Source organism: Gluconobacter sp. P5E10 (genome assembly GCF_018812145.1).
Classification (GTDB): Bacteria; Pseudomonadota; Alphaproteobacteria; order Acetobacterales; family Acetobacteraceae; genus Gluconobacter; species Gluconobacter cerinus.
Map to the genome: position 1 here is coordinate 132,908 of NZ_JACRVZ010000005.1, position 15,721 is coordinate 148,628.

Below are 15,721 nucleotides of genomic sequence, written 5' to 3' on the forward strand. Positions count from 1 at the left end.
AGCCGGTTAAAAAACCAGACGGGAATCGTCCTGCAAGAGATGTGGCAAAACTACACACTCTGCACAGCAATGTGAACCGCAGAATAAAAAAAAGGCCGGTGCATTGCTGCACCGGCCTTTTTTTCGTCTCAAAACGAGAAGCCTCAGGCGGCTTCTTGCTCTTCTGCAACTGGCTTCGGACCGCTGTCCTGGCCCTTGGCATCAACATCGCGCTCTACGAGTTCGATGACTGCCATGTCGGCATTGTCGCCGTAGCGTACGCCAGCCTTCAGAACGCGGGAGTAGCCACCGGCACGAGCCTTGTAGCGCTCTGCAACCGTGCTGAAGAGCTTGCTGACAACCGTGTCATCACGCAGCTGAGCGAATGCCTGACGACGAGCGTGCAGGTCACCGCGCTTACCGAGAGTGATCAGCTTCTCAACAACCGGGCGAAGTTCTTTCGCCTTCGGCAGAGTCGTCGTGATCTGCTCGTGCTTGATGAGTGCGACGGCCATGTTGCGGAACATGGCAGCGCGGTGAGAAGAGGTGACATTGAGCTTACGCCCGCTCACACCATGACGCATTGCTAGTTTTCCTTACCCTAAGAAGTTCTCAAAACGTCTCGTCGAGACGCTTGGCCAGATCCTCGATGTTCTCGGGCGGCCAGGCCGGGACGCTCATGCCGAGCGACAGCCCCATACCGGTGAGAACTTCCTTGATCTCGTTGAGCGATTTACGCCCGAAGTTTGGCGTACGGAGCATTTCCTGTTCGGACTTCTGCACCAGATCGCCAATGTAAACAATGTTGTCGTTCTTGAGGCAGTTGGCGCTACGCACCGAAAGCTCGAGCTCGTCAACCTTGCGAAGAAGATTGCGGTTGAACGGCAGGTCATCCTGCGGCTCTTCATGCTGGACCGGACGCGGCTCATCAAAGTTGATGAACAGCTGAAGCTGATCCTGAAGAATACGCGCAGCAAGAGCCAGACTGTCTTCCGGCGTCACAGCACCGTTCGTCTCAACCGTCAGCAGCAGCTTGTCGTAGTCAGTAACCTGACCAACGCGGGTCTGCTCGACCTTGTAAGACACGCGACGAACCGGTGAGTAGATTGCATCGATCGGAATCATACCAATCGGAGCATCTTCCGGACGGTTTGCAACAGCAGCAACGTAACCTTTGCCCATGTTGACGGTGAACTCCATTCCGAGCTTCACACCATCATCAAGAGTGCAGATCACGAGATCAGGGTTCATGATTTCAATATCATGCCCAGCCTGAATCTGTCCTGCCGTCACTTCTCCCGGACCAGTCGCCGTGAGAATCATGCGCTTCGGCCCCTCACTGTGCATACGCAGAGCGAGCTGCTTAACGTTCAGGACGATGTCCGTAACGTCTTCGCGCACACCTGGAACAGCCGAGAACTCATGCAGAACGCCATCAATCTGAATGGCTGTTACTGCAGCGCCCTGTAGTGAGGACAGAAGAATACGACGCAGCGCATTACCGAGCGTCATACCGAAACCGCGCTCCAGCGGCTCCGCCACGACTGTGGCGATGCGCGAGGCAACCGGGCCGGGCTCGACTTCAAGCTTCTCCGGCTTGATGAGGGACTGCCAGTTTTTCTGGAGAACCAAGGTCGTGGCCTTTCAAACAACGAAGCCCGCCAACAAAAATTGGCGGCACCTGGCCCGCACAAATCGTGCGGAGGGAGATGCAATCACTACACATGCCGCGCATTCTCACGAACGCGCGGCATGGCATCACTCAAACGCGACGACGCTTGCGCGGACGGCAGCCGTTATGGGGCACCGGCGTCATGTCACGAATGGACGTAATCGTGAAGCCAACAGCCTGCAGCGCGCGAAGAGCGCTTTCACGCCCCGAACCCGGGCCGGACACTTCGATCTCAAGCGTTTCCATGCCGTGCTCGCGTGCCTTGCGGCCTGCGTCTTCTGCAGCAACCTGTGCAGCGTACGGTGTGGACTTACGCGAGCCCTTGAAGCCCTGTGCGCCCGAGGAGGACCATGCAATTGCATTACCCTGCGCATCGGAGATCGTGATCATGGTGTTGTTGAACGTGGAAAGCACGTGAGCAACGCCAGAGATGATATTCTTGCGCTCTTTCTTGCGAATGCGCGGTGCTGCGGCCTTAGCCATAATAGAGGTCGTCCTAAAAGTTAGCGAGAAGCGTCAGAGTGAAGCAGTCAGGCGCAAATTAGCGCGTGACCTTCTTCTTGCCAGCAATCGCCACTGCCTTACCCTTACGGGTACGTGCATTCGTGTGCGTACGCTGACCGCGGACCGGAAGGCCGCGACGATGACGCAGACCGCGGTAGCAGCCCAGATCCATCAGACGCTTGATGTTCATAGCGGTTTCGCGACGCAGGTCGCCTTCAACGCGGTGCTCACCGTCGATCAGTTCACGGATCTTTACGATCTCGTCATCAGACAGTTCGTTGACGCGCTTTGCATCGGGGATACCGAGCTTGCTGCAGATTGCCTGCGCGGTCGACGGGCCAATGCCGTAGACATAGCGCAGGCTGATGACCACCCGCTTGTTGGTCGGAATGTTTACGCCGGCAATACGTGCCACGCCAATTCTCCCATCGACGCGATCAATTGACCGCGTCAGCCTGTTTCATGTCCGGTCGAAACCGGATCGTTTGCATCGCAGGCATGTCAGCTCCCAGTCCGATTCCGGAACCCAGGGCCACCTTCACGCCACAGATATGTCGAGGGCGCGCAATATACCGGGCACCCCCCTTGAGTCAAATGAGAATGATCACTTCTGCGTGATCATTCTCATTTCTTCAATTTTTTGCGGTCTTTCCGATGAGTGCATCAATCTCTGCACCCACTTCGTCAACACCCAGCATTCCATCAACATGCTTCAAACGACCAGCCTTCTCATAATAAGGAAGGATTGGTGCAGTCTGACGGCGATAGATATCAAGACGAGATCTCACCACCTCAGGATTGTCATCTGGCCGGCGTGTACCATCTTCCGCAGTACGACTGGCAATACGCTCGACAAGCTGATCTTCGGCAACGTCCAGAAGAATGACGGCATCAATCTTCAACCCATCGGTGCCCAACATGGCATCAAGTGCTTCCGCCTGGCTTTCCGTTCTTGGAAAACCGTCCAGAATAAACCCCTGAGCACAGTCCGGCTGCGCTATACGCCCCTGGATCATCTTTACCATAATAGGATCAGGAAGGAATTCTCCCCTTTCCATAATGGCCTTAGCCTCTTGTCCGATAGGCGTACCAGCAGCAACTTCAGCGCGCAGCATATCTCCAGTGGAGATTTGCTTAAGGCCATAAAGCTGCTCAAGACGCTTTGCCTGCGTGCCCTTACCTGCCCCAGGAGGACCAAGAAGAATAATATTCATCGACGCTTGTTTCCTCCCGAAACGCCATTCCTGGAACCACGGCTACGCTGCTTGCGGATCAGCCCTTGATACTGATGTGCGACAAGATGGGACTGAACCTGCGTCACGGTATCGATCGTTACGGAAACGATAATGATGAGGCTCGTACCGCCAAAATAAAATGGCACGTTGTACTTGCTGATCAAAATCTGCGGCAGAAGACAAACAACAACCAGATACAGAGCACCGATTGTGGTCAGTCTCGACAGGATACGATCAAAATACGACGCCGTGCTTGCCCCGGGACGGATACCCGGAATAAAGCCCCCCTGCTTCCGCAGGTTCTCAGCCGTTTCTTCAGGATTGAATGTCACAGCCGCGTAGAAGTATGAGAAAAACAGGATCATTGCGGCATAGAACAGCATGTAAAGGGGCTGTCCCTGACCAAGCTGCTGCCCGAGAACGGAAAGCCAACCCGGCATATTATGCCCGTTCATGAACCCTGAAATCGTCACAGGAATCAGCAACACGGAAGAAGCAAAAATGGGAGGGATTACACCTGCCGTATTCACCTTCAGCGGCATGTGAGTGGAGTCACCACCAAACATGCGATTGCCAATCTGACGCTTCGGATACTGAATCACAACACGACGCTGCGCCTGCTCCATGAAGACGATAAAGGCAATGACGGCAATCGCCATAACCAGAAAGATCATCACGAAGATTGGGGACAAAGCTCCGGTGCGACCCAGTTCAAACAAACTAGCCAGCGCATGGGGAAGATTGGCGACAATACCCGCAAAAATAATCAGCGAAATACCGTTACCAACACCCCGTGATGTGATCTGCTCGCCAAGCCACATCAGGAACATCGTGCCACCGACCAGCGTCACGACACACGACGCGAGGAAGAAGACACCCGGCATCACCACAGCGCTCGCGCCATGAGACGTCATGTTCTCCAGCCCAACAGCGATGCCGTACGCTTGGAAGAGTGCGATGAAAACAGTGAGGTAACGGGTATACTGGTTAAGCTTTTTGCGCCCCGCCTCACCCTCTTTCTTCATTGCCTCCATAGACGGAAGAGCAGTTGAAAGAAGCTGAATGATAATCGATGCACTGATGTACGGCATGATGTTCAGGGCGAACACAGTCATGCGTCCGAGAGCACCACCCGTGAACATGTCGAACATGCCCAGAATGCCACCCTGATGCTGTGCCAGCAGCTGACCCATAACTGTCGCATCAACACCAGGAACAGGGATATATGTTCCGAGGCGGTAAACGATAAGGGCCAAAAGCGTAAACCAGATACGCTTCTTGAGTTCAGTCGCCTTGGCAAAGGAACTCATATTGAGATTGGCGGCGAGCTGCTCTGCTGCGGAAGCCATCCACCTGTCCTTTCATGAAAACAGCGTCGCCGCACATCTGCACGGGACGCTGTTCACTATCTAACCATACCCCAGATAAATCTGGGAGAGGAGAACTCAGGCTTCAGCCTGAACTTCCTTCTTCGGTGCAAGCACCTTAACGGAGCCACCAGCCTTCTCAACAGCAGCAAGAGCTGCTGCGGAAGCACCGTCGACTTCGATGGTTACGCCATGCGAAAGTTCACCCTTCGCAAGAAGACGAACACCATGGGTCTTGCCATTGACAAGCCCAGCAGCGCGAAGTGTTGCTTCCGTGACAGGAGCTGACTTATCCAGCTTACCTGCTTCGATAGCCTTGGAAATCGCGCCAAGGTTTACCGGAGCATATTCCTTGCGGAAGATGTTCACGAAGCCACGCTTAGGCATACGGCGATACAGCGGAAGCTGACCACCTTCAAAGCCATTCAGCGAGACGCCTTCACGAGCCTTCTGACCCTTAACACCGCGTCCGGAGGTCTTACCCTTACCGGAACCAATGCCACGTCCTAGGCGCTTCTTGCGATAACGAGAGCCCTCATTATCGCGCAATTCGTTGAGGTTCATTTCAACCCTCCACCTGGATGAGGTGGGCAACCTTGCGGATCATCCCACGCACAGCCGGAGTATCTTCCAGCGTACGGGTGGAACCGATACCGCGCAGACCAAGACCAACAAGGGTCTCAGCCTGGCCCGGTTTACGACCAATGACAGAAGCGATCTGCTTTACCTGAACGGTCTTACCGTTTTCAGACATTTGCAGTCTCCTCGGTCTGAGCCTGCTCGCGCTTACCGAAAAGTTCAGCGGCCTTCTTGCCACGACGCGAAGCGACGTTGCGAGGGCTGCTTGCCTTTTCAAGGGCAGCGAACGTAGCCTTGATCATGTTGTGCGGGTTACGCGTTCCGAGGCTCTTAGCGACAACGTCGTTAACACCCAGGCTCTCGAAAACCGCACGCATCGGACCACCGGCGATGATACCCGTACCGGCCTCAGCCGCACGAACAACAACCTTACCAGCGCCGTAGTGACCTGACGTATCATGATGAAGGGTACGACCCTCCTTCATTGGTACGCGGATCATCGTACGCTTGGCGCGCTCGGTAGCCTTACGGATAGCTTCGGGCACTTCACGAGCTTTACCCGCACCGTAACCAACGCGTCCCTTCTGATCGCCAACGACAACCAGCGCTGCGAAAGCAAAGCGACGGCCACCCTTAACAACCTTGGCAACACGATTGATGGTTACGAGCTTGTCGACCAGATCGTCGCCCTGCTCGCGCTCACGACCACCACGGCCGCCTTCTCTTGGCTCACGTGCCATGTGTGATCCTCCTTAGAACGAGAGTCCGCCCTCACGGGCAGCCTCTGCCAGGGCCTTGACCCGGCCATGATAGACATAAGCGCCGCGATCAAACACGACGGCCGTCACGCCAGCTGCCAAGCCACGTTCCGCGATCAGCTTGCCGATCGCCGAAGCTGCGTCCACGTTAGCACCGGTGTTGCCATTGTCGCGGAGCTCTTTTTCCAGCGTAGATGCGCTGGCAAGAGTACGACCCTGTGCATCGTCGATGATCTGGGCGTGAATGTGCTTGCTGGAACGGAAGACCGACAAACGCGGCCGGCCGCCGCTCTTGCGACGAAGCTGGAAACGCAGCCGCTGACGGCGACGTTCCTGCAATCCTTGCTGCGATGCCATTACTTCTTCTTACCTTCCTTGCGACGCAGAACTTCCGTGTCATAACGAACGCCCTTGCCCTTGTATGGCTCAGGCTTGCGGAAGCTGCGAATATCGAGAGCGACCTGACCAACGCGCTGCTTGTCGTTGCCTTCAACAACAATAGCGGTCGGACGCGGCGTGGTGATCTTGATACCGGCCGGAATCGGATAAACGACATCGTGCGAGAAGCCGAGGTTCATCACCAGATTGGATCCCTGAACAGCTGCACGGAAACCCGTACCCTGAATTTCAAGACCCTTGGTGAAACCAACAGACACACCCTTGACCATATTTGCGATCAGAGCGCGCGTCGTTCCCCACATCGTCCAGTTTTCACGGGAGCGACGACCAATCGGAGCAACTGCAACTGAGTTGTCTTCGATTTTCACGTCCACGTGACGAGAAACCGGGAAGCTCAGTTCACCAAGCTTGCCTTTGGCCGTGAAGACACCGTTGGCAACTGCGACCTGCACACCTGCCGGAACTTCTACGGGATATTTACCTACGCGAGACATGCGACCCTCCTCAGAAGACGCGGCAGAGAACCTCGCCGCCAACATTGGCAGCGCGGGCCTCGACGTCCGAAAGGACGCCACGCGGGGTGGACAGGATCGACACACCAAGGCCGGCATAAACGCGCGGAAGTTCCTTGATCTTCGAATAGACACGACGGCCAGGCTTGGAGACCCTATGGATTTCCTTAATGACCGGCTGCCCTTCAACGTACTTCAGCTCAATACGGAGCTGCGATACGCCCTTACGGACTTCTTCCGTGGAAAAACCACGGATGTAACCTTCACGCTTCAGAGCCTCAAGCACGTTCGTGCGAAGCTTGGAAGCGGGCGCAACGCAGGCAGCATGACGAGCACGCTGAGCATTACGGATCCGGGTAAGCATATCACCCAGTGGATCAGACAACGACATTCGATCTATCCCTTACCAGCTCGACTTGACCATGCCAGGAATCTGGCCGGCGGACGCAAGATCACGCAGAGCGATACGGCAAAGCTCGAACTTACGGTAGTTAGCACGGGGACGACCGGTCAGCTTGCAACGAAGACGGACGCGCGTTGCGGATCCGTTACGTGGCATCTGTGCCAGCTTAAGAGTCGCTTCAAATCGGTCTTCAACCGAAAGGGAACGATCCTTGATGATGTTTTTAAGAGCGGTCCGCTTTTCCTTATCGCGCTTTGCAAGAGCTGCGCGATGGTTATTACGGTTAACCGCTGAGATCTTCGCCATCTCGAATTTTCTCCCGGAACCTGTCAGGCCTATCCCGACGGTTTTCCAATCTGCGTGTCTATAAAGGAAAGCGGCCTTCCAATGGAAGGCCGAATCCTTATTTTTAGTCGCGATCGGTCTGAAAAATTACCTGATCAACCTGCAAACGGCAGATCGAAGGCCTTCAGCAGAGCCTTTGCTTCGGCATCGGTCTTTGCAGTGGTCACGAAGATGATGTCCATACCGCGAACGGCATCGATCTTGTCATATTCGATTTCCGGGAAAACAATCTGTTCCTTGATGCCCATGGCGAAGTTGCCACGACCATCAAAACCCTTGTTTGCCGGAAGACCACGGAAATCACGAATGCGAGGCATTGCGATCGTCACGAGACGGTCGAGGAACTCATACATACGCTGACGACGCAGAGTAACCTTACAACCGATCGGAAGACCTTCACGGATCTTGAAGCCAGCAATAGCCTTGCGTGCCAGCGTCTTGACCGGCTTTTGACCGGAAATCGCTGCCATTTCAGCAACTGCTGCATCCAGCTTCTTCTGGTCGCCAGCTGCTTCGCCAACGCCCATGTTCAGCACGATCTTCTCGAGCTTAGGAACCTGCATCGGGTTTGCGTAGCCGAACTGCTCAAGAAGCTGCTTACGAAGAATTTCTTCGTAGCGCTGCTGCATACGCGGCAAAGCGGTGTTGTTATCGCTCATTTTTGCGTTCCTCAGCCTTCGATCACTTCGCCGGTTGCCTTAGCAACACGAACTTTGCGACCGTCTTCAAGAACCCGAAAGCCAACGCGTGTCGGCTTACCGCTCTTGGGATCAACCAGCTTCAGGTTTGACAGATGGATCGGCATTTCCTGCTCGATGATACCACCTTCTCCACCTGCGCGGTTGGGCTTCGTGTGACGCTTAGCGATAGCTACGCCGCGGACGACAGCTTTCTCAGCTTTTGGCATCACTGAAAGGACTTCACCACGAACGCCCCGGGACTTGCCGGAAAGAACGAGGACCTGATCGCCTTTTTTAATACGTGCAGCCATTACAGCACCTCCGGCGCCAGGGAGATAATCTTCATGAACTTGCGTGCACGCAGTTCACGAACGACCGGGCCAAAGATACGCGTGCCAATCGGCTCCTGCTGCTTGTTAATCAGCACAGCAGCATTCTTGTCAAAACGGATCGCAGATCCGTCTGCACGACGTACCGGATAAGACGTACGAACGATAACGGCCTGATGGACGTCACCCTTCTTCACCTTACCGCGGGGAATGGCTTCCTTAACGGATACGACAATGATGTCGCCGACCGAGGCAGTCTTCCGCTTGGAGCCGCCCAGCACCTTGATGCACTGCACCCGACGCGCACCGGAATTATCGGCGACGTCAAGGTTGGTCTCGGGATGAATCATGTGCCTACCCCCTTATGCGCTGACGGAAGAGGAAGCCGAAGCCATGTCCTCTCCGTTGCGTGCGACGACAGACCAAGTCTTGCGCTTGGAAATCGGTGCGCATTCTTCAATACGAACCAGATCGCCAATTTGGCAGACGTTGGCTTCATCATGAGCCGCATACTTTTTGGAGCGGCGGATGAATTTCTTATAGAGCGGGTGCATGATACGACGATCAACAAGAACGGTAACCGTCTTGTCCATCTTGTCGCTCGTTACTCGCCCTGTCAGGACGCGCCTTGGCATCGTCCGTCTCCTCTCAGGACTTTGCGGCGGACGTTTGGGCGCCCGCACGGTTCTTCGATTGATGAGCCAGTGTCTTGATGCGCGCGACAGCACGACGCACGACCTTAACACGGCTTGTGTTTTCCGACTGCCCGGTGGCAGCCGCAAAACGGTGATTAATCTGTTCGCGCTTCAGATCGATGAGCAGAGCGTTCAGCTCGTCCTCGCTCTTCGCGCGCAGATCTGCAGGCTTGTACGTGTCGGCCATCTTACGCGTCTCCGATACGCTGAACGAACTTGGTCTTGATCGGAAGCTTTGCAGCTCCCAGGCTCAATGCCAAGCGAGCGACTTCCGGCGGAACGCCTTCGATCTCAAACAGGATGCGACCTGGCTTGACACGAGCTGCCCAGTACTCTGGGGAACCCTTGCCCGAGCCCATACGCACTTCTGCAGGCTTTGTCGAGACCGGAAGGTCAGGAAAAATACGAATCCAGACGCGACCGGCACGCTTCATCGCACGAGTAATAGCACGACGGGACGCTTCGATCTGACGGGCCGTGATCCGCTCTGGCTCAAGAGCCTTCAGACCATATGCACCGAAGTTCAGCTGCGTTCCGCTTTTCGCAAGACCGTGGATACGGCCTTTGTGAGCTTTACGAAACTTTGTCCGCTTTGGGGAAAGCATGTTGTTAAATCCTCAATCAGCACCAGCAATGGAACTGTAGGCTTTCGCCTACAATTCAACGTTGCGGAGCCTGCTCCGCGGCACGACGGTCTTGTGCCAGGGGGTCATGAGCCAGGATCTCACCCTTGAAGATCCAGACCTTCACACCGCAGGTTCCATAAGTCGTCTTGGCCGTCGCCGTGCCATAGTCGATATCAGCGCGGAGCGTATGCAACGGCACACGTCCCTCACGATACTTCTCGTCACGTGCGATTTCGGCACCACCCAGACGTCCGCTGCAAGTAATACGGATGCCCTGGGCGCCCAGACGCATTGCAGACTGGATTGCGCGCTTCATGGCGCGGCGGAAAGCAACGCGACGCTCAAGCTGCTGAGCAATGTTTTCAGCAACCAGAGTTGCGTCGATTTCCGGCTTACGGATCTCAACGATGTTCAGCGCCACGTCGGTCTTCGCCATACGGCTCAGTTCCTTACGCAGTGCATCGATGTCCTGACCCTTCTTACCGATCACGACACCCGGACGGGCAGCGTAGATCGTTACGCGGGGCTTCTTTGCCGGACGCTCGATAACAACACGAGAGACACCAGCACCAGACAGCTTACGACGCAGGAATGCACGCAGCTTAAGGTCTTCATGAAGAAGACGTGCATAGTCTGCACCTGCGTACCAGCGGCTATCCCAGGTACGGTTAACACCGAGCCGAAGCCCGATTGGATTGACCTTATGTCCCATGGATCAAGCTGCCTTCTGCTCTTCGCTGGTTTCCGACGCTTCTGCAGCTTCGGCCACAACAATCTTCAGGTGGCTGAAGAACTTTTCAACGCGAGCCGAGCGACCACGGCCACGAGCGTGAAAACGCTTCATGACAATGGACTTGCCGACTTCAGCCGTCTTCACAACCAGACGATCAACGTCCAGCTGATGATTGTTCTCAGCGTTGGCCACGGCGCTCTCAAGAGTCTTCTTGACCTGCTGCGCGATACGGCGACGCGAGAAGGTCAGAGCGGCAATAGCCTTGTCAGCTGGCTGGTTACGGATCATTGCCGCAACCAGGTTCAGCTTACGCGGGCTAACACGGATGTTACGCGTAATTGCTTGCGCTTCCGTATCAGCAAGCGTGCGGATGTGCTTCGGCTTGCTCATTTTCAGCCCCGCTTCGACTTCTTGTCAGAGCCATGACCGGTGTAGGTCCGTGTCGGTGAGAATTCACCGAACTTGTGACCGACCATGTTCTCCGTGACCTGCACAGGCAGGAACTTGTGACCATTATAGACGCCGAACGTAAGCCCGACGAACTGCGGCAGAATCGTGGAACGACGTGACCAGATCTTGATCACTTCGTTACGACCAGAAGCACGTGCTGCTTCTGCTTTGCCGAACAGATACCCGTCAACGAACGGGCCCTTCCAGACGGAACGTGCCATCTCTGTTTGCCCCCTCTTACTTGCCGGACTTACGGCGACGGATGATCAAGCTATCCGTCTTTTTGTTAACACGCGTCTTGTAACCCTTCGTCGGAACGCCCCACGGCGTAACCGGATGACGGCCACCAGATGTACGACCTTCACCACCACCATGTGGGTGATCGACCGGGTTCATGACAACGCCACGGTTGTGCGGACGACGTCCGAGCCAACGGGAACGTCCAGCTTTACCCATGTGCTGGTTCATGTTGTCTGGGTTAGAGACAGCACCAACCGTTGCCATGCATTCGCCGCGAACAAGACGTAGTTCACCAGACTGAAGCTTGATCTGCGCGTAGCCCGCGTCTTTACCGACGAGCTGAGCATACGTTCCAGCGGAACGTGCCATCTTGCCGCCAGCACCTGGCTTCAGTTCAATGTTGTGAACAATCGTACCAACCGGCATAGCGCCAAGAGACATCGCATTGCCCGGCTTCACGTCCGTATGGGCGCCAGAGATGACGCGATCGCCAACCTTGATGCGCTGCGGAGCCAGAATGTAAGCAAGCTCGCCGTCATCGTACTTGATGAGTGCGATAAACGCCGTACGATTTGGATCGTACTCAAGGCGTTCAATCGTTGCACCCACATCGAACTTACGACGCTTGAAATCGACGTAACGATAGGACTGCTTGTGCCCGCCGCCACGGAACCGAACTGTCGTACGGCCGTGGTTATTACGACCGCCAGACTTGTTCTTACCTTCCGTCAGCTGCTTGACCGGCTTGCCCTTCCAGAGCTCGCTACGATCAATCAGCACGGTGCCGCGTGTGCTCGGCGTCGTGGGATTAAAGTGCTTTAGTGCCATGGTTATTACCCCGCGTCAGCCCAGCTTCGCTGTAAGGTCAATGGATTGACCTTCTGCAAGCTGTACATACGCCTTCTTGATGTCAGAGCGGCGACCAGGACGACCCTTGACGCGCTTCGTCTTACCCTTCTGGACCAGCGTGTTCACGCCAGAAACCTTAACGTTGAAGAGCTTCTCGACAGCGGCCTTGATCTGCGGCTTGGTTGCAGTCGTGGAGACCTTGAAAACAACCTGATTACGCTCCGAAAGAAGCGTAGCCTTTTCCGTGATCAGCGGCGAACGGACCACATCGTAAAGAGCTTCCTGAGACATGTTCTCAGCTGTCTTACGTGCGTTCATGACGATAGAGATGGTCATGCCAGACGCTCCTTAAGACCCTCAAGACCCGCACGGGTAATAACCAGTACATCGTGGTTGAGGATGTCATAGACGTTCGCGCCGATGGTCGGCAGGACGTCAATCTTCGGCAGGTTCGCAACCGCACGAGCAAACTGCTCATCAACCGCACCATCCACAATCAACGCGGAGGACCAGCCGAGAACCTTGAGCTTAGCAGCAGCTTCACGGGTCTTGCTCACGCCATTAGCGGTATCGAGCACAACCAGCTTGCCAGCAGCAGCCTTCTGCGACAGCGCAGAAATCAGGCCGAGACGACGAACCTTCTTTGGCAGATCGTATCCGTGGTCACGGACAACCGGACCATGAACAACGCCACCCGTACGGAACTGCGGCGCACGCAGCGAGCCCTGACGTGCAGAACCGGTGCCCTTCTGGCGGAACGGCTTCTTCGTCGTACCAGAAACTTCACCCATGCCTTTGGTGCGATGCGTGCCAGCGCGGCGCTTAGCCAGCTGCCAGTGAACAACTCGCGCCATGATGTCGGCACGCGGAGAAACCGCGAAAATCTCTTCTGGAAGCGCGACTGAGCCAGCGCTGCCATTATCGAGGGTCTTGATATCGTATTCCATGCCCCTCGTCCTCAACCGGCGGCCGCTACGACTGCAGCCGGGTACGGCGCATCGGCGTGGCGAGCCTTCTTGATTGCATCGCGAATCAGCACAAGGCTATTCTTCGCACCAGGAATCGCACCCCTGACCATAATCAGGTTACGCTCTTCATCCACGGCTGCCACTTCCAGGTTCAGCGTTGTAACACGCTCGTCACCCATATGGCCTGCCATCTTCTTGCCCTTGAAGACCTTGCCAGGATCCTGGCGCTGTCCCGTAGAACCATGAGAACGGTGGCTAATGGAAACGCCGTGAGAGGCTTCAAGGCCAGCGAAGTTATGACGCTTCATAACACCCGCAAAACCTTTACCCTTACTCTGGCCCGTGACATCAACTTTCTGCCCAACCACGAAATGGTTAGCGGAGAGCTTTGCGCCGGCCTCAAGCAGAGCATCTTCCGCAACGCGGAACTCTACGAGGTGCTTCTTCGGCTCAACCTTGGTACGGGCAAAGTGGCCACGATTTGCCTTGGTGACATTCTTCACCTTGGCATTACCAAGACCGAGCTGAACGGCTGTATAGCCATCACGCTCATTCGTGCGGGTATCCACAACCTGAACTTCGTCAAGGTGCAGGACCGTCACAGGCACATGAGTGCCGTCTTCTTTAAACAGCCGGGTCATCCCCAGCTTTTTTGCAATCAATCCGGTACGCATCGTCTGGACCTTAGAGTTTGATCTCGACATCAACGCCAGCGGCGAGGTCGAGCTTCATGAGGGCGTCCACGGTCTGCGGTGTCGGCTCGACAATGTCGAGCAGCCGGCGGTGAGTCCGAATTTCGAACTGCTCGCGGCTTTTCTTATCCACGTGTGGCGAACGGTTCACCGTGAAACGTTCGATATGCGTCGGCAGCGGGATCGGACCCCGAACCCGCGCACCCGTACGCTTCGCCGTGTTTACGATCTCTTTGGTGCTGTTGTCCAGCACTCGATGATCGTACGCCTTAAGGCGAATGCGGATGTTCTGGTTGTCCATAGTCTTAATTCGTCCAACTCAAAAATTCGGGTCTCGTCCTACTGCCATTGCATCTGAAAGGGAACCCCGGCCAGAAATAAATCTGGCCGGGGCTTCCATATCAACGGCGAAACGCAGGACTTAGGCGCTGATTGAAGAAACCACGCCTGCACCCACGGTGCGGCCACCTTCGCGAATTGCGAAGCGGAGGCCTTCGTCCATGGCGATCGGAGCAATCAGCTCGACATCCATGGCTACGTTATCACCCGGCATGACCATTTCCGTGCCTTCTGGCAGCGTCACGACGCCAGTGACGTCGGTCGTACGGAAATAGAACTGCGGGCGGTAGTTCGTGAAGAACGGCGTATGACGGCCACCTTCTTCCTTCGTGAGGATGTAAGCCTCAGCCTTGAACGTCTTGTGCGGCGTAATGGAACCTGGCTTTGCAAGAACCTGACCACGCTCAACGTCTTCACGCTTCGTGCCACGAACCAGTGCACCGATGTTGTCACCAGCTTCACCGCGATCGAGCAGCTTGCGGAACATCTCAACACCCGTAACGGTTGTCTTGATGGTGTCCTTCAGGCCGATGATTTCAACTTCATCGCCAACGTTCACAACGCCACGCTCGACACGGCCAGTAACAACCGTACCACGACCAGAGATCGAGAACACGTCTTCGATCGGCATCAGGAACGGACGATCGACCGGACGCTCAGGCTGCGGAATGTAGGTGTCTACAGCTTCCATCAGCTCAAGAACGCGATCTTCACCGATGGTGGCATCACCATCTTCAAGAGTCACAAGAGCAGAACCCTTGACGATGGGGATATCGTCGCCTGGGAACTGGTAGGAAGACAGAAGCTCGCGAACTTCCATTTCCACCAGCTCAAGCAGCTCTTCGTCATCAACCTGATCGACCTTGTTCAGGAACACGACCAGAGCAGGAACACCGACCTGACGGGCAAGCAGGATGTGCTCACGCGTCTGTGGCATCGGGCCGTCAGCAGCGGACACAACCAGAATTGCGCCATCCATCTGAGCGGCACCAGTGATCATGTTCTTGACGTAGTCAGCATGGCCAGGGCAGTCGACGTGAGCGTAGTGACGGTTCTTCGTCTCATACTCAACGTGAGCCGTGGAGATGGTGATACCACGAGCGCGCTCTTCAGGAGCCTTGTCGATCTGGTCATATGCGCTGAACGTTGCGCCACCGGTCTTTGCCAGCACCTTGGTGATTGCAGCAGTCAGCGAGGTCTTGCCGTGATCGACGTGACCGATCGTACCAATGTTGCAGTGCGGCTTGTTCCGCTCGAATTTAGCCTTTGCCATCGTCTTTCTCCAAAACCCTGCCTTCCACGAGGCAGAGATAAGACTGAAAGTTCATCCAGTCAGTACCTGTTAGATTCCCAGATACTGCCGGAAG

At 55.5% G+C, this 15,721-nt stretch carries 28 protein-coding genes; all 28 read right to left on the bottom strand.

Features of this window, described 5'->3' with window-relative positions:
- Positions 1–143: 143 nt before the first annotated feature.
- The 28 genes from rplQ to tuf all read right to left on the bottom strand — a co-directional run bounded on the left by rplQ (position 144) and on the right by tuf (position 15,627).
- Positions 144–563 (bottom strand): 50S ribosomal protein L17, encoded by a 420-nt coding sequence (gene rplQ, locus KP707_RS11980; RefSeq protein WP_046901194.1) that lies wholly within the window; start codon positions 561–563, stop codon positions 144–146.
- 28 nt (positions 564–591) lie between these two features.
- Positions 592–1,611, bottom strand: coding sequence for a DNA-directed RNA polymerase subunit alpha (locus KP707_RS11985; protein ID WP_046901193.1), 1,020 nt, complete (start codon positions 1,609–1,611; stop codon positions 592–594).
- Between the two features lie 130 nt (positions 1,612–1,741).
- Positions 1,742–2,134: a 30S ribosomal protein S11 gene (gene rpsK / locus KP707_RS11990; RefSeq protein ID WP_007282744.1), complete on the bottom strand. Its 393-nt coding sequence runs from the start codon at positions 2,132–2,134 to the stop codon at positions 1,742–1,744.
- A gap of 58 nt (positions 2,135–2,192) precedes the next feature.
- Positions 2,193–2,570 (bottom strand): 30S ribosomal protein S13, encoded by a 378-nt coding sequence (gene rpsM / locus KP707_RS11995; protein WP_046901192.1) that lies wholly within the window; start codon positions 2,568–2,570, stop codon positions 2,193–2,195.
- A 217-nt stretch (positions 2,571–2,787) separates the two neighbouring features.
- Complete coding sequence (locus tag KP707_RS12000) at positions 2,788–3,369, bottom strand: adenylate kinase (RefSeq protein ID WP_099213179.1); 582 nt, start codon at positions 3,367–3,369, stop codon at positions 2,788–2,790.
- A complete protein-coding gene (gene secY / locus KP707_RS12005) occupies positions 3,366–4,739 on the bottom strand; it encodes a preprotein translocase subunit SecY (protein ID WP_046901190.1) in 1,374 nt (457 codons plus the stop codon). Before secY ends, KP707_RS12000 begins: the two co-directional genes overlap by 4 nt.
- A gap of 96 nt (positions 4,740–4,835) precedes the next feature.
- Positions 4,836–5,321 (bottom strand): 50S ribosomal protein L15, encoded by a 486-nt coding sequence (gene rplO / locus KP707_RS12010; protein WP_046901189.1) that lies wholly within the window; start codon positions 5,319–5,321, stop codon positions 4,836–4,838.
- A gap of 1 nt (position 5,322) precedes the next feature.
- Positions 5,323–5,511, bottom strand: a complete 189-nt coding sequence (gene rpmD, locus KP707_RS12015) for a 50S ribosomal protein L30 (protein ID WP_046901188.1) — start codon at positions 5,509–5,511, stop codon at positions 5,323–5,325.
- Entirely contained in the window at positions 5,504–6,076 is a 573-nt protein-coding gene (gene rpsE / locus KP707_RS12020; RefSeq protein ID WP_046901187.1) for a 30S ribosomal protein S5, read from the bottom strand. Before rpsE ends, rpmD begins: the two co-directional genes overlap by 8 nt.
- A 12-nt stretch (positions 6,077–6,088) precedes the next feature.
- Positions 6,089–6,451 (bottom strand): 50S ribosomal protein L18, encoded by a 363-nt coding sequence (gene rplR / locus KP707_RS12025; protein WP_046901186.1) that lies wholly within the window; start codon positions 6,449–6,451, stop codon positions 6,089–6,091.
- Complete coding sequence (rplF, locus tag KP707_RS12030) at positions 6,451–6,987, bottom strand: 50S ribosomal protein L6 (protein ID WP_046901185.1); 537 nt, start codon at positions 6,985–6,987, stop codon at positions 6,451–6,453. Before rplF ends, rplR begins: the two co-directional genes overlap by 1 nt.
- 10 nt (positions 6,988–6,997) lie before the next feature.
- Positions 6,998–7,396, bottom strand: a complete 399-nt coding sequence (rpsH, locus tag KP707_RS12035; protein WP_010502111.1) for a 30S ribosomal protein S8 — start codon at positions 7,394–7,396, stop codon at positions 6,998–7,000.
- Between the two features lie 12 nt (positions 7,397–7,408).
- Positions 7,409–7,714, bottom strand: a complete 306-nt coding sequence (gene rpsN / locus KP707_RS12040; protein ID WP_007282734.1) for a 30S ribosomal protein S14 — start codon at positions 7,712–7,714, stop codon at positions 7,409–7,411.
- A 134-nt stretch (positions 7,715–7,848) separates the two neighbouring features.
- Positions 7,849–8,412 carry a 50S ribosomal protein L5 gene (rplE, locus tag KP707_RS12045; RefSeq protein WP_046901184.1) on the bottom strand — a complete coding sequence of 188 codons (564 nt, stop codon included), beginning with the start codon at positions 8,410–8,412 and terminating at the stop codon, positions 7,849–7,851.
- Positions 8,413–8,423: 11 nt separating this feature from the next.
- Positions 8,424–8,744, bottom strand: coding sequence for a 50S ribosomal protein L24 (gene rplX / locus KP707_RS12050; RefSeq protein WP_046901183.1), 321 nt, complete (start codon positions 8,742–8,744; stop codon positions 8,424–8,426).
- A complete protein-coding gene (gene rplN, locus KP707_RS12055; protein ID WP_007282731.1) occupies positions 8,744–9,112 on the bottom strand; it encodes a 50S ribosomal protein L14 in 369 nt (122 codons plus the stop codon). Before rplN ends, rplX begins: the two co-directional genes overlap by 1 nt.
- Positions 9,113–9,124: 12 nt before the next feature.
- On the bottom strand, positions 9,125–9,397 hold the full coding sequence (gene rpsQ, locus KP707_RS12060) for a 30S ribosomal protein S17 (RefSeq protein ID WP_010502113.1): 273 nt from the start codon (positions 9,395–9,397) through the stop codon (positions 9,125–9,127).
- 13 nt (positions 9,398–9,410) lie between these two features.
- Positions 9,411–9,644 (bottom strand): 50S ribosomal protein L29, encoded by a 234-nt coding sequence (rpmC, locus tag KP707_RS12065; protein WP_010502114.1) that lies wholly within the window; start codon positions 9,642–9,644, stop codon positions 9,411–9,413.
- 1 nt (position 9,645) lies between these two features.
- Positions 9,646–10,062 (bottom strand): 50S ribosomal protein L16, encoded by a 417-nt coding sequence (rplP, locus tag KP707_RS12070; RefSeq protein ID WP_007282728.1) that lies wholly within the window; start codon positions 10,060–10,062, stop codon positions 9,646–9,648.
- A gap of 55 nt (positions 10,063–10,117) precedes the next feature.
- The gene (rpsC, locus tag KP707_RS12075; protein WP_046901182.1) at positions 10,118–10,795 is read right to left on the bottom strand and encodes a 30S ribosomal protein S3; all 678 of its coding nucleotides are present in this window, start codon (positions 10,793–10,795) and stop codon (positions 10,118–10,120) included.
- Positions 10,796–10,798: 3 nt separating this feature from the next.
- On the bottom strand, positions 10,799–11,206 hold the full coding sequence (gene rplV / locus KP707_RS12080) for a 50S ribosomal protein L22 (protein ID WP_046901181.1): 408 nt from the start codon (positions 11,204–11,206) through the stop codon (positions 10,799–10,801).
- 2 nt (positions 11,207–11,208) lie between these two features.
- Positions 11,209–11,487, bottom strand: coding sequence for a 30S ribosomal protein S19 (gene rpsS / locus KP707_RS12085; RefSeq protein ID WP_007282725.1), 279 nt, complete (start codon positions 11,485–11,487; stop codon positions 11,209–11,211).
- Positions 11,488–11,503: 16 nt separating this feature from the next.
- Positions 11,504–12,334, bottom strand: a complete 831-nt coding sequence (gene rplB / locus KP707_RS12090) for a 50S ribosomal protein L2 (RefSeq protein ID WP_046901180.1) — start codon at positions 12,332–12,334, stop codon at positions 11,504–11,506.
- A gap of 15 nt (positions 12,335–12,349) precedes the next feature.
- Positions 12,350–12,646 (bottom strand): 50S ribosomal protein L23, encoded by a 297-nt coding sequence (locus KP707_RS12095; protein WP_174694852.1) that lies wholly within the window; start codon positions 12,644–12,646, stop codon positions 12,350–12,352.
- 41 nt (positions 12,647–12,687) lie between these two features.
- Positions 12,688–13,302 carry a 50S ribosomal protein L4 gene (gene rplD / locus KP707_RS12100; RefSeq protein WP_046901178.1) on the bottom strand — a complete coding sequence of 205 codons (615 nt, stop codon included), beginning with the start codon at positions 13,300–13,302 and terminating at the stop codon, positions 12,688–12,690.
- 11 nt (positions 13,303–13,313) lie between these two features.
- A complete protein-coding gene (gene rplC / locus KP707_RS12105) occupies positions 13,314–13,997 on the bottom strand; it encodes a 50S ribosomal protein L3 (RefSeq protein ID WP_046901177.1) in 684 nt (227 codons plus the stop codon).
- Between the two features lie 10 nt (positions 13,998–14,007).
- Complete coding sequence (gene rpsJ / locus KP707_RS12110; RefSeq protein ID WP_007282720.1) at positions 14,008–14,316, bottom strand: 30S ribosomal protein S10; 309 nt, start codon at positions 14,314–14,316, stop codon at positions 14,008–14,010.
- A gap of 120 nt (positions 14,317–14,436) precedes the next feature.
- Positions 14,437–15,627 (bottom strand): elongation factor Tu, encoded by a 1,191-nt coding sequence (gene tuf, locus KP707_RS12115; RefSeq protein WP_086632949.1) that lies wholly within the window; start codon positions 15,625–15,627, stop codon positions 14,437–14,439.
- Positions 15,628–15,721 lie beyond the last annotated feature (94 nt).